The sequence below is a fragment of the Faecalimonas umbilicata genome (assembly GCF_042846195.1).
GTDB classification, from domain to species: Bacteria; Bacillota; Clostridia; order Lachnospirales; family Lachnospiraceae; genus Faecalimonas; species Faecalimonas umbilicata.
This window is the reverse complement of the sequence record NZ_AP031411.1, coordinates 1,903,538-1,915,873: the sequence shown is the minus strand read 5'-3', so window position 1 is coordinate 1,915,873 and position 12,336 is coordinate 1,903,538. Positions and strand designations below refer to the sequence as shown.

The 12,336-nt window shown below is 42.0% G+C and carries 13 protein-coding genes; 11 read left to right on the top strand and 2 right to left on the bottom strand.

Going from position 1 to position 12,336, the window contains the following annotated elements; translation table 11 throughout:
- The first annotated feature begins 151 nt into the window (after positions 1–151).
- On the top strand, positions 152–1,576 hold the full coding sequence (locus ACGG81_RS09105) for a DUF6612 family protein (protein ID WP_390107946.1): 1,425 nt from the start codon (positions 152–154) through the stop codon (positions 1,574–1,576).
- A gap of 97 nt (positions 1,577–1,673) precedes the next feature.
- On the opposite strand, the gene ACGG81_RS09100 is transcribed toward ACGG81_RS09105, so the two are convergent.
- A complete protein-coding gene (locus ACGG81_RS09100) occupies positions 1,674–3,413 on the bottom strand; it encodes an NFACT family protein (RefSeq protein WP_278887391.1) in 1,740 nt (579 codons plus the stop codon).
- A 212-nt stretch (positions 3,414–3,625) separates the two neighbouring features.
- On the opposite strand from ACGG81_RS09100, the gene ACGG81_RS09095 reads away from it, so the two are divergent.
- From ACGG81_RS09095 to ACGG81_RS09050, 10 genes are all read left to right on the top strand, one after another.
- Positions 3,626–4,504: a YicC/YloC family endoribonuclease gene (locus ACGG81_RS09095; protein ID WP_008975126.1), complete on the top strand. Its 879-nt coding sequence runs from the start codon at positions 3,626–3,628 to the stop codon at positions 4,502–4,504.
- A 54-nt stretch (positions 4,505–4,558) separates the two neighbouring features.
- Positions 4,559–5,194 carry a guanylate kinase gene (gmk, locus tag ACGG81_RS09090; RefSeq protein ID WP_270665574.1) on the top strand — a complete coding sequence of 212 codons (636 nt, stop codon included), beginning with the start codon at positions 4,559–4,561 and terminating at the stop codon, positions 5,192–5,194.
- A 1-nt stretch (position 5,195) separates the two neighbouring features.
- Entirely contained in the window at positions 5,196–5,441 is a 246-nt protein-coding gene (gene rpoZ, locus ACGG81_RS09085; RefSeq protein WP_008975128.1) for a DNA-directed RNA polymerase subunit omega, read from the top strand.
- Between the two features lie 59 nt (positions 5,442–5,500).
- Complete coding sequence (rimO, locus tag ACGG81_RS09080; RefSeq protein WP_116442455.1) at positions 5,501–6,823, top strand: 30S ribosomal protein S12 methylthiotransferase RimO; 1,323 nt, start codon at positions 5,501–5,503, stop codon at positions 6,821–6,823.
- A complete protein-coding gene (gene pgsA / locus ACGG81_RS09075; protein ID WP_008975130.1) occupies positions 6,823–7,374 on the top strand; it encodes a CDP-diacylglycerol--glycerol-3-phosphate 3-phosphatidyltransferase in 552 nt (183 codons plus the stop codon). The genes rimO and pgsA overlap by 1 nt, the downstream gene beginning before the upstream one ends.
- A 188-nt stretch (positions 7,375–7,562) precedes the next feature.
- Positions 7,563–8,048, top strand: coding sequence for a CinA family protein (locus ACGG81_RS09070; protein ID WP_116442454.1), 486 nt, complete (start codon positions 7,563–7,565; stop codon positions 8,046–8,048).
- Between the two features lie 197 nt (positions 8,049–8,245).
- Positions 8,246–8,938 (top strand): iron-sulfur cluster assembly scaffold protein, encoded by a 693-nt coding sequence (locus tag ACGG81_RS09065; RefSeq protein WP_008975132.1) that lies wholly within the window; start codon positions 8,246–8,248, stop codon positions 8,936–8,938.
- Positions 8,939–8,982: 44 nt separating this feature from the next.
- A complete protein-coding gene (locus tag ACGG81_RS09060; RefSeq protein ID WP_008975133.1) occupies positions 8,983–9,993 on the top strand; it encodes a GGGtGRT protein in 1,011 nt (336 codons plus the stop codon).
- Between the two features lie 485 nt (positions 9,994–10,478).
- Positions 10,479–11,345, top strand: coding sequence for a radical SAM protein (locus tag ACGG81_RS09055; RefSeq protein ID WP_390110375.1), 867 nt, complete (start codon positions 10,479–10,481; stop codon positions 11,343–11,345).
- Positions 11,346–11,450: 105 nt separating this feature from the next.
- Complete coding sequence (locus ACGG81_RS09050) at positions 11,451–11,873, top strand: bacteriohemerythrin (RefSeq protein ID WP_008975135.1); 423 nt, start codon at positions 11,451–11,453, stop codon at positions 11,871–11,873.
- A gap of 71 nt (positions 11,874–11,944) precedes the next feature.
- On the opposite strand, the gene ACGG81_RS09045 is transcribed toward ACGG81_RS09050, so the two are convergent.
- The gene (locus ACGG81_RS09045; RefSeq protein ID WP_008975136.1) at positions 11,945–12,250 is read right to left on the bottom strand and encodes a hypothetical protein; all 306 of its coding nucleotides are present in this window, start codon (positions 12,248–12,250) and stop codon (positions 11,945–11,947) included.
- Positions 12,251–12,336 lie beyond the last annotated feature (86 nt).

The following is a 12,336-nucleotide window of genomic DNA, read 5'->3' as shown; positions in this document are numbered from 1 at the left end:
CAGAGGTGATATTTCCGGTGTTGATTTCTTTGTAAGATATCAAAAAAAGATATAAGTGCACAAAAAAATATAAAAATACAGAAAAAAAATATGGAAAATGCACAGTGAAAATGATATAATACCGATAAATCAACACAACGGAGGAAAGCCTATGAGAAAATGGAAAAAAGCAGGTACGATAGGATTGATTGTAGTAATGCTCTGTGTATCTGGAGCTGGATGTAAGAAGAAAGCAACCCCGGAACGTCTTTTTAAAGATATGGCCAAGAATGGTGAGACGATTGAGTCTATCTCGGGAAAGATGACTGCGAATATGGAATTTGCGGTAGAAGGTCAAAGTGTGGGGATGAAAATGGATTTTGATCTCGCATCGGTAGAAAAGTCAGAAGGATTCCAGATGGAAGGAAAGCTCTTGATGGATATTGCGGGCACAGAGGTTTCGATGGATATGTCGAATTATCAGGTAAAAGAAGATGATGGGCTGATGAGCTATACTTATGTGAATAACATGTGGACGAAATCACCTGTGGAAAGTGGAGAGGAAGAAACCACATTGAATGCGGGTATGGTGGAAGAATTGACAAAGCAGGCAAAGGCATTTACCTTATCAGAAGAACTCGTGACCGTAAATGGAAAAGAATGCTTTGAGCTTAAGGGAGATATCGGTGGTGAATTTGCAACAGATGTGTTGGGAGAAGATATGCTGGATGCTTTTGGAATGGGAGGAGCAGTATCGGAGGAAGAATTGAAAGAACTGGAGATCCCGTGTACTATCACTGTATATAAGAAAGAGATTCTTCCTGCAAGCATTTTTATTGATATGAAAGATGTACTCATGACAGCAATGGAAGAAAGCGGAGAGATGGAGATCCAGGAACTGAATCTGGAAATGACTTTTGATGAGTATAATAAAGTGAAAGAAATCAAACTTCCAAAAGAAGCAAAAGAAGAAGCCATAGATGCAGATGGAAGCATCGCTGGATTGCTGGGAGGAGAGATGGGAGAAGATCTCGAAGAGGATACAGAGGAAGAGGTTGAGAAGGAAGACACTGCAGATGTGGATGAGACAGAAAAGAAGGGAACCGTTTCCTGGGAATCCTTAGAGCTGAATGTGAGCGGAAAAACAGTGACACTTCCGTGTAAGGTTTCAGAATTAGAGGCAGCAGGCTTAAAGGTTGATGCCGAAGAGGTACCGGCAGATAAGATGGTGAAACCGGGGGAAACAGAATTTCCAATGTTGAAGGACAAAAATGGAAATCAGGTAGGCGTGTATTGTGAAAATACAGGAGATAAGGATGCAAAAGTGTCAGATTGCACTTTGACAGGGTTCTATATCACAAGCCGTGATGGAGAGGGCATTGTTGATATTGCACTTCCGGGAGATGTCCGCCTTGGCATGACAGAGGCTGAATTACTTGAAAAATACGGAGAGCCGAGAGAAAAATCAGAAGACACTAAGACTGGAATTCTCACCTACAGCTGGGACGATGAATTATTTACACGTTCTTTGGGAATTGAATTTGACAAAGATTCCAAGAAGATTATTAGTATTATGATCGATATCTGGGACTATTAATTAGAACTAGAACAAGAAGGAAATGAAAAAACTGTCGCATCAGAGGAAACCGATGCGGCAGTTTTGTTTTTTGAGCTTTTGAACATATGTAATTTAATCAGTCTTCCAGTTGCTTGATCTGTGAAATATCTGAGTCGATCATCAGTGAGTAGTTGGTATAATATACGACAAATCCAGGTTTTCCTCCCTTTGGTTTTTTGACATGTTTTTTTTCGATGTAATCGATCTCAATCTTTTCACTTCCGCGATTCTTCGAATAGTACGCGGCGAGTTTTCCGGCTTCCTCGAAGGTACGGTCCGGCAGTTCTTCTCCGTTTGTCTTTACAATGACGTGCGAGCCAGGGATTCCTTTGGCATGGAACCACCAGTCATTTCCAGAGGCAAAGTGGAAAGTAAGTTCTTCATTTTGAAGATTGTTTTTGCCGACATAAATATGATAGCCATCACTGGAGAGATAATGGAACGGCTTGCTTGTAATCTTTACTTTCTTTTTCGTAAATTTCCGGCGGATGTAGCCGGATTCGATCAATTCTTCTTTGATCTGTGTCAGATCATCTTCGCTGAGTGCAATATCGAGCGCATTGCTGACAGACTCTAGATAGGAAATATCATCTCTTGTCTCTTCGATCAGAGAAGTCAGTGCCTCGAAGGTCCGTTTTTGCTTATTGTATTTCTCAAAATATTTCAGTGCATTTTCCTGTGGCGTCTTTGTGCTGTCCAACGGAATTGTGATCATTTCATTTGTGTAATAATTCAGCGCTTCCAGCTTTTTCGCACCAGGCTCCAGATTGTAGCCATAGGTGTGGATCAGTTCCCCGTAGACCTTGAATTTTTCACGGTTTTCTGTGTCTCGGAGTTGTTTTGCCTGTAAGTCATATTTTTTGCGGTTCCGCTCCAGGGCAGTCTGCACGACACGGCGAAGGTCGACAGATTTCTGGCGGATGCGGGTCAGTGTATTCTTTTCTGCATAATAGTCTTCCAGCAGGCGTGAAATGGAGTCATATTCTTTTCTGATGTACTGGGAGAAGTGAGTCAGTGGAAGTGCACTGAATTCCTTCGGCTCTGCACCATGATAATAGATTGCCGGAGAAAAATGTCCGGCAGTCACTTCCTCAAAGTACAATGTAAACTGACGGTAAAGGTGTGTCAGGAGATCTTCGGAGAGCTCTCTTGGAGTGAGTGCAGAGTCAATTCCGGAGAGATAACAGATCTCTTCGGCGACGACAGGGCTGATGCCGGTAAAACTTGTATAGACTGCTTTGGCAAGCGGCATCGGTTTTTCGGTCAGTACCCGTTGAAATTCTGCAAAAGAGACCGAGAGAGGATCGGACTTTTCCATCGTATCCGGGATAAAATATGTGCGTCCCGGTAAAACTTCCCGGACAGAACTCATCTGGGAAGATACATGTTTGATACTGTCAATGATCGTTCCGTCCTCATTACAGAAAATGATATTGCTGTGTTTCCCCATGATCTCCACGATCAATTCTTTTTTACAGAGATCTCCAAGCTCGTCGAGATGTTCGATTTCAAAATGGATGATCCGTTCCAGTTTTGGCTGCCAGATTTTCGTAATGCGCCCGTTGTTAATATGTTTGCGAAGCAGCATACAGAAATTCGGGGCAGTCATTGGACTTGGTTTGTTTCCCTCTGTCAGATAGATTAGCGGCAGCGAAGCGCTGGCAGAGATACTGAGCCTGCGCTGTCCGCCGGGTGTCTTGATTGTCAGCAGTAATTCATCTGTCTCAGGCTGAGCGATTTTGTTGATTCTTCCATCGAGCAGATTTCTATTTAATTCGTGTACAATATTTGCGATTGTAATTCCATCAAAAGCCATATGTAATTCCTCTTTTCTTAAATGTGATCAGGTGTATGAAAACGAAAGATTCCATGGACACCGGCAGGCAGAATGGCTGCCTGGACATTTCTGTAATAGTATACCATGACTTTTGGATGAGGTAAAGAATTGCGATTGACGATAAAGAGTAAATCCATTATAATAAAGTCTAGCAAAAAAGACCGAAAGAAAAAGTAAAGAGGGCAGAAATTATGATAAAAAGTATGACGGGTTTTGGACGGTGTGAGATCGCAGAGTCAGAACGTAAATTTATTGTTGAGATGAAGGGGGTGAACCACCGGTATCTTGATGTAAATATCCGTATGCCGAAAAAGTTGAATTTCTTCGAGTCGGCAATCCGTACGCTTTTAAAGAAATATGTGCAGCGTGGGAAAGTAGATATTTTCATTACTTATGAAGATATGTCAGAAGGGCAGATTTCATTAAAATATAATGAATCTCTGGCAGCAGAATATCTGAGATATTTCCGGGAGATGTCAGAGAAGTTTTCGCTGGAAAATGATATTCGTGTATCAACACTCTCAAGATATCCGGAAGTGTTTACGATGGAAGAGCAGACCGTAGATGAAGAAGAGATCTGGAATGGGTTGAGCAAAGCATTGGAAGGAGCATGCCGCCAGTTTGTGGAGACGAGAAGTATGGAAGGGGAACATCTGAAGAAAGATTTGATTCAGAAATTAGATGGAATGCTCGAAAAAGTGACTTATATCGAAGAACATTCTCCGCAAATCGTTGCAGATTACCGTGCGAAGCTGGAAGCAAAGATGAAGGAACTGCTTACCGATACACAGATTGACGAAGGAAGAATTGCAGCAGAAGTTGTAATCTTTGCAGATAAGATTTGTACCGATGAGGAAGTTGTGCGCCTGAGAAGCCATATTGAACATATGAAGCAGACACTGGAAGAAGCCGAAGGAATCGGAAGAAAGCTGGATTTCATCGCGCAGGAGATGAACCGGGAGGCAAATACTATTCTGTCTAAGGCGAACAATCTGGAGATTTCAAATCGGGCGATCGATCTGAAGACCGAGATTGAGAAAGTAAGAGAACAGATTCAGAACATAGAGTAAAAAACAGAAGAAACAGCTATCAAATAGCGAACAGAGAATTGTGAGGAAGAACAGATGGAACAGAAGGGAATCTTAATTGTAGTTTCCGGATTTTCGGGAGCGGGCAAAGGAACATTGATGAAGGGACTTTTGGAAAAGTATGATAATTATGCACTTTCGATTTCTGCCACAACAAGAAAACCGCGCGAGGGAGAAGAGGAAGGAAAGGCGTATTTTTTCAAAGAAACTGAAGAATTTGAAAAAATGATTGCACAAGATGAACTTATAGAGTATGCTAGATATGTAAATAATTATTATGGCACACCGCGCGCATATGTCGAAGAACAGTTGGCGAAAGGGAAAGATGTCATTCTGGAAATTGAAATCCAAGGGGCATTGAAAGTGAAAGAGAAGTTCCCGGAGACACTGTTATTGTTCGTGACTCCGCCGAGTGCTGCTGTATTAAAGGAGCGGCTGGTAGGGCGCGGAACGGAGACAATGGAAGTAATCGAATCCCGCATGCAGAGAGCCGCAGAAGAAGCTGAGGGTATGGAGGCATACGACTATCTGATCGTCAATGATGATCTGGACACCTGTATCGAGGAGATGCATCAGATCATTCAGGGAGAGCACAGAAGAAGTTTTCGTAACCGACAGTTCATGGCTCAGATCAAAGAAGAATTAGATGAAAATTTGAAAGGAGAATCATAGAATGTTACATCCATCTTATACAGACTTAATGAAAGTCGTAAACCAGGACGTAGAAGAAGGGGCTACAAAGATTGTCAACAGCCGTTATTCTATTGTACTTGCAACAGCAAAGAGAGCAAGACAGATCATCGGAGGAGAGATGCCGCTTGTTCGTGCAAAAGACGGAGAAAAGCCGCTTTCTATCGCAATTGATGAGTTGAACAAAGGGAAAATCAAGATCATCGCAGAGGATGATTCTAACGAATAGAACCGCAGAGGCAGATGCATAGGTATCTGCCTTAATAAATATGTAGGAGAAAATAGCAGATGAATATATTATTTGTATCACTGGGATGTGATAAGAATCTGGTAGATACCGAGGTGATGCTGGGCATGCTGGCATCGAGAGGTTATCAGATGGTAGAAGATGAGAGTGAGGCAGACATTATCGTCATCAACACCTGCTGCTTTATTCACGATGCAAAGGAAGAGAGTATCCAGACGATTTTAGAGATGTCAGAATTGAAAAAAGAAGGCAGACTGAAGGCACTCATTGTGACCGGCTGTCTTGCTCAGCGTTACCAGCAGGAGATTATTGATGAGATTCCAGAAGTGGATGCAGTTCTTGGAACAACTTCTTACGATAAGATTTTAGATGCCGTAGATGAAGCGCTGGAAGGACATCATTATCTGAAAATGACAGATATAGATGCACTTCCGACAGTAGATAGTAAAAGGCTTGTGACAACAGGAGGACATTTCGCTTATCTGAAGATTGCAGAAGGGTGTGACAAACACTGTACATACTGTATTATCCCGAAGATCCGCGGAAATTTCCGCAGTGTTCCGATGGAACAGCTGGTTCGTGAGGCGGAAGAACTTGCGGAGCAGGGGGTAAAGGAATTGATTCTTGTGGCGCAGGAGACAACGCTTTACGGAAAGGATCTTTACGGAGAAAAATCACTTCATAAACTGTTGAAGGAATTATGTAAAATTGCGGGAATCCGTTGGATTCGTGTTTTATATTGTTATCCGGAGGAGATCACAGACGAATTGATCCAGGTAATGAAAGAGGAGAGCAAAATCTGCCATTATCTAGACCTGCCGATCCAACATGCAAGCGATGGCATTTTAAAGAGAATGGGACGCCGGACTTCCAAAGCACAGTTGATCGAGATCATTGAAAAATTAAGAAGAGAGATTCCGGATATTACACTGCGTACAACATTGATTACCGGATTTCCGGGAGAGACCGAAGAGCAGCATGAGGAATTGATGGATTTTGTAGATCAGATGGAGTTTGACAGGCTTGGCGTATTTACTTATTCTCCGGAGGAGGATACTCCGGCAGCAACGATGCCGGATCAGATTGAGGAGAGCGTCAAAGAGGACCGTCAGGCGGAACTGATGGAGCTTCAGCAGGATATCGCGTTTGAGCAGGCAGAAGATATGATCGGAAGAGAAGTGCTCGTGATGATCGAAGGAAAGATTGCCGATGAAAATGCATATGTTGGAAGAACTTACAAAGATGCACCGAATGTTGATGGATTGATCTTTGTAAATACCGATGAAGAGCTGATGTCCGGGGATTTTGCAAGAGTAAAAGTGACTGGGGCACTGGAATATGATTTGATAGGAGAGATAGTATAATGAATTTACCAAATAAGCTGACGGTTGTCCGTGTATTGATGATCCCGTTTTTTGTATGGTTCATGCTTCCGTCCCTCGGTGGAGAGATGGCGGCAAGTAAGTGGATCGCACTTGCGATTTTCTGTATTGCAAGTCTGACAGATCTTTTAGATGGAAAAATTGCGCGGAAATACAACCTTGTGACAAATTTCGGAAAATTTATGGATCCGCTGGCAGACAAACTGCTTGTCGGTGCGGCAATGATCTGTCTTGTAGAGATGGGAAGACTTCCGGCGTGGATCGTCATTGTGATTATCAGCCGTGAATTTATCATCAGTGGATTCCGCCTGATCGCTTCGGACAATGGAATTGTAATCGCGGCAAGTTACTGGGGCAAGTTTAAAACCGTGTTCCAGATGGCGATGATCATTGTATTGATCGCGGCATTTGAAGGAAGTGTATTCGCAGTAGTGGAACAGATTCTTATCTGGGTGTCATTGATCCTGACAATCGTATCTCTGGTAGATTATATTAGGAAGAATAAAGAAGTGCTGACACAGGGCGGCATGTAAGAAGATGGAAAGATTGTGCTGCCAAAAGGGCGGACAATCTTTCTTTTCGATTCAGGCAAAGAAAATCTAATATTGAGGAATGCCAAGATTCCGAAAGGGCGGAAAAGCATAGTTGTTTTCAGAGAGTTCTTTGTCAGTGCAAGGTTGATGAGGATGATTAGTTGTAGAGCAGAAAGAAGGAAAATAAAATGAGTCTGGAAGAAAGAATCGTAGAAAAACTGGAAAAGAGAGGTCTGTATCTGACCACCGCAGAGTCCTGCACGGCAGGGCTTTTGGCAGGGCGCATCATGAATGTGTCGGGGGCTTCGTCAGTCTATAAAGAGGGATATATCACTTATGCCAATGAATCGAAAGAAAAACTGCTGCATGTGCGGCATGAAACTTTGGAACAATATGGGGCGGTCAGCACACAGACGGCAGAGGAGATGGCAGAGGGCGCTGCAAAGGCAGCAGGAGCGGATGCGGCGCTCAGCGTGACCGGGATTGCAGGACCACTTGGCGGAACGAAAGAAAAGCCGGTAGGACTTGTCTATATCGGCTGTTATCTATGTGGAAGAACTGTCACAAAAGAGTGCAGATTTCATGGGACAAGGCAGGAAAACAGAAATGCATCGGTGGAGGAGGCGCTCAAACTTCTGGAAAAGCAGTTGGAAGAGGAGCCTTCGACAAAATAGTGGAAAAATTATTGTGAAAAGTGACAAGGAACGACAGTTTTTTTCATCTTTCCCACATGGGAGTGTCGAAATATGAAAAAAAGTGAAAAAGATATAGACGAAATCGGAAGTTTATGAGAAAATATAACATATATGTGATGTTAAAGTTATAACAATCATCATAAGTAAAATCATACATATTTGAAAGGAGTCTTAACATGATTTATTCACATGAAGTACAAACAATGTGTCCGGTAGCTCAGGGCGTTAATCACGGACCAGCTCCAATCCCAGAAGAAGCAAAATGGGTACAGGCAAAGGAAGTAAAAGATATTTCCGGATTAACACATGGTGTGGGCTGGTGTGCACCACAGCAGGGAGCCTGTAAGCTGACATTGAATGTAAAAGACGGTATTATTCAAGAAGCATTAGTAGAGACAATCGGATGTTCAGGAATGACTCACTCAGCAGCGATGGCTTCTGAGATCCTTCCGGGAAAGACAATTTTAGAAGCACTTAACACAGACTTAGTCTGTGATGCAATCAATACAGCTATGAGAGAACTTTTCTTACAGATCGTATACGGAAGAACTCAGAGTGCATTCTCAGAAGATGGACTTCCAGTAGGTGCTGGTCTTGAAGACTTAGGAAAAGGACTTCGTTCTCAGGTTGGTACAATGTACGGTACATTAGCAAAAGGTCCTCGTTATCTTGAAATGGCAGAAGGATATGTAACAGGTATCGCTTTAGATGCTGACAATGAAATCATTGGTTACCAATTCGTAAGCCTCGGAAAATTAACAGACTTTATCAAAAAAGGTGATGACCCTAACACAGCATGGGAAAAAGCAAAAGGACAGTATGGACGTGTGGATGATGCAGTGAAGATCATCGACCCAAGAGCTGAATAGTCTGCTTCGTTAGTAAATAGAGAAAAATCAGGAGGACGTAGAAAATGGCTTTATTTGAATCATATGAAAGACGTATTGACAAGATCAATAGCGTATTGAACAGCTATGGTATCGCTTCTATCGAAGAAGCTGAAAAAATTACAAAAGACGCTGGATTAAATGTTTACGATCAGGTAAAAGGAATTCAGCCGATCTGTTTTGAAAATGCATGCTGGGCTTACATCGTAGGTGCTGCAATCGCAATCAAAAAAGACTGCAGAAAAGCTGCTGACGCTGCTGCTGCAATCGGAGAAGGTCTTCAGGCTTTCTGTATCCCAGGTTCTGTTGCTGACCAGCGTAAAGTAGGTTTAGGACATGGTAACTTAGGAAAGATGTTACTGGAAGAAGATACAGATTGTTTCGCATTTCTTGCAGGACACGAATCTTTCGCAGCTGCTGAAGGTGCAATCGGTATCGCTGAGAAAGCAAACAAAGTTCGTAAGAAACCATTAAGAGTTATCTTAAATGGTCTTGGAAAAGATGCAGCACAGATCATCTCAAGAATCAACGGATTTACATACGTTGAGACAGAGATGGATTACCATACAGGAGAAGTAAAAGAAGTATTCAGAAAATCTTACTCTGACGGACTTCGTTCCAAAGTAAACTGCTACGGAGCAAATGACGTAACAGAAGGTGTTGCAATCATGCACAAAGAAGGTGTTGACGTATCTATTACAGGTAACTCAACAAACCCGACACGTTTCCAGCACCCAGTAGCAGGTACATACAAAAAAGAATGTATCGAACAAGGTAAGAAATATTTCTCAGTAGCTTCTGGTGGTGGTACAGGACGTACACTTCATCCAGATAACATGGCTGCTGGTCCTGCTTCTTACGGTATGACAGATACTATGGGACGTATGCACTCTGATGCTCAGTTTGCCGGATCTTCATCTGTTCCTGCACACGTAGAAATGATGGGACTGATCGGAGCAGGTAACAACCCAATGGTTGGTATGACAGTTGCTGTTGCTGTAAGTATTCAGGAAGCAGCTGAGAACGGAAAGTTCTAAGAAACAGCGTATTTTCAAGGATTGTTCAGTGTGGGCATCCAGTGAAAACCTTGTGAATCTTACTACATAATACACAAGTAATACACGGGTAATACACAAGGATATGCAGAGGTAATACACAAATTTAAATAAAAGAAAATGCTATACTGGGATAATTTCCGGCATAGCATTTTCTTTTTTAGTATTTAATTTTTCTGGATCAGGATAATATGCGGCTGCCATCCAAAAAGTTTCTAGATTATTTTACGAATCCCCAATCAACGGAGGAAATGCCGGTCATGGACCGGCATGTTATGAAAAAGAAAAAGTTTTATCTATATAAAAAAGGTGTTGTCCTTTGTTTGATTACTATCATACAAAGGAAATGTGACAAAATTGTGATGAAAAAACAAGAAAATGATGAACAAATGGAAAAGAAATTTGCAATCGTGAAAAACGGTGCTAAAATGGAAGAAAAAGCAAAAGATACAATGGGAGGTGGCAGAATGCAGTATGAAGGACAAATTTGCAGGGCGCCGATGGAGCGGGCATCTTATATGCTTCCGGTCGCGGTCGGATGCTCTTATAACGCATGTAAGTTTTGCACACTTTTTAAACATTTACAGTATCGGGAATTGCCGATTGCACAGATTGAGGAGGAATTGCAAAGAGTAAAAGGGCTGAATGGAAGGCCGAGGAGAGTGTTTCTTGGGGATGGAAATGCATTTGGAATGAAGACGGAGAGGCTTCTTAAGATTCTGAAACTGGTTCGCGAGTATTTTCCGGATGTCGCGGAGGTGAATATGGATGCTACCGTGACGAATATTCAGGAGAAGAGCGATGTAGAATTGAAGAAGCTATGGGAAGCTGGAGTGCGGCATTTGTATCTTGGAATCGAGAGCGGACTTCCGGATGTACTGGAATGGATGCATAAAGATCATACACTGGAGGAAGCATATACAGCGATTGACAGGATCAAACGTGCGGGAATGATCTATGATGCCCATATTATGACTGGAGTTGCGGGAAGCGGCAGGGGAATGGAAAATGCAGAGAAGACGGCGGAGTTTTTAAATGCGACAAAACCGAGGCATGTGATTAATTTTTCAATGTTTTTGCATCAGGAGGCACCGTTATACCGTGACATCGTGCAGGGGAATTTTTTGCCGGCAGATGAACTGGAAAATTTGATGGAGGAAAAATGTCTTTTGGAACATTTGCAGGTGGATGGGTTAAAGTATGATGGTTTCCATGATTTTGTACAATTCCGTGTCAGAGGAACTTTTCCGGAGGACCGGCAGAAGATGCTTCGGAAAGTGGAAGAGGCAATTGAGAAAAATAAAAAAGAAAAGCCGGTTTTTGCAGTGATTTAAGGTGATTTTTCAGAAAAATTATGTTATACTGTATCACAAGTGAAGCGTTGCAGAAGAATTTTATCTGTGGCGATGTGAGAAATAGAAAAAGGAGGCATTACAACGATGTATGCAGAATTTGATGAAAGTTTAGTAACAGGAAATGAGATGATCGATTCCCAGCACAAAGAGTTGATCGCAAAGATTAATTCACTTGTAGAGAGTTGTGAGAAAGACGGTGGAAAGGTTGCAGCGATCAAGATGTTAGATTACCTTGCGGAGTACACAGAATTTCATTTTAATGCAGAGGAAAAGCTGCAGGAGGAAATTGAATATCCGGGAATCGAGGAGCACAAAAAGCAGCACCAGGAATTATATCGTGTAGTAGACGAACTTCACGAGATGTTAGAAGAGCAGGAAGGACCGACAGAAGAGTTTGTAGAGCAGGTAAATAGAAATGTGATTCAGTGGCTTTACAAACATATCAAAGGTTTTGACCGTTCCGTAGCTGAGTATAAAAATTTAAGAAAGAGCAGTGAACTTTTGTAGGAACACAGGAATAGAAAGGATTGCAGGCATCGAAATAGTAGATGCTGCAATCCTTTTTGCTGTCTGAAAACTTATTTGAAAAACAGAAAAATATATGCTGCCACGGCGATAATGAGAAGAAACAGAATGATCATGATAGTAAGAATGACTTTGTCTTTTGTCTCGGAAACATCTTCTTCGTCCTCAATCTCAAGCATATTCCGATAATTCTCGCGAATGGTGCGCTCGGATTTTTCACGAATATGCTTTGGTGGAATATTGGAATACGTCTGCTGTTGTGACGGAAGTTTATATCTTTTTTTGCAAGTATGGCATAAGCCGTAGGAGCTGTCTTTTTTACTGATGGCAAGCTCCTTACCACAGTGTGGGCATTTCATAATGACTACCTCTCTTTGCTTTTGTTTATACGAAAATTATAACAAACTTAAATCTAATGTACAAGTTAGAAATCGGATGAAATTCA

What these genes read in the sequence shown, in the direction of transcription:
- ACGG81_RS09105 (WP_390107946.1), top strand. Translation starts at nt 152, where the DNA reads ATGAGAAAATGGAAAAAAGCAGGTACGATAGGATTGATTGTAGTAATG.
- ACGG81_RS09100 (WP_278887391.1), bottom strand. Translation starts at nt 3,413, where the DNA reads ATGGCTTTTGATGGAATTACAATCGCAAATATTGTACACGAATTAAAT.
- ACGG81_RS09095 (WP_008975126.1), top strand. Translation starts at nt 3,626, where the DNA reads ATGATAAAAAGTATGACGGGTTTTGGACGGTGTGAGATCGCAGAGTCA.
- gmk (WP_270665574.1), top strand. Translation starts at nt 4,559, where the DNA reads ATGGAACAGAAGGGAATCTTAATTGTAGTTTCCGGATTTTCGGGAGCG.
- rpoZ (WP_008975128.1), top strand. Translation starts at nt 5,196, where the DNA reads ATGTTACATCCATCTTATACAGACTTAATGAAAGTCGTAAACCAGGAC.
- rimO (WP_116442455.1), top strand. Translation starts at nt 5,501, where the DNA reads ATGAATATATTATTTGTATCACTGGGATGTGATAAGAATCTGGTAGAT.
- pgsA (WP_008975130.1), top strand. Translation starts at nt 6,823, where the DNA reads ATGAATTTACCAAATAAGCTGACGGTTGTCCGTGTATTGATGATCCCG.
- ACGG81_RS09070 (WP_116442454.1), top strand. Translation starts at nt 7,563, where the DNA reads ATGAGTCTGGAAGAAAGAATCGTAGAAAAACTGGAAAAGAGAGGTCTG.
- ACGG81_RS09065 (WP_008975132.1), top strand. Translation starts at nt 8,246, where the DNA reads ATGATTTATTCACATGAAGTACAAACAATGTGTCCGGTAGCTCAGGGC.
- ACGG81_RS09060 (WP_008975133.1), top strand. Translation starts at nt 8,983, where the DNA reads ATGGCTTTATTTGAATCATATGAAAGACGTATTGACAAGATCAATAGC.
- ACGG81_RS09055 (WP_390110375.1), top strand. Translation starts at nt 10,479, where the DNA reads ATGCAGTATGAAGGACAAATTTGCAGGGCGCCGATGGAGCGGGCATCT.
- ACGG81_RS09050 (WP_008975135.1), top strand. Translation starts at nt 11,451, where the DNA reads ATGTATGCAGAATTTGATGAAAGTTTAGTAACAGGAAATGAGATGATC.
- ACGG81_RS09045 (WP_008975136.1), bottom strand. Translation starts at nt 12,250, where the DNA reads ATGAAATGCCCACACTGTGGTAAGGAGCTTGCCATCAGTAAAAAAGAC.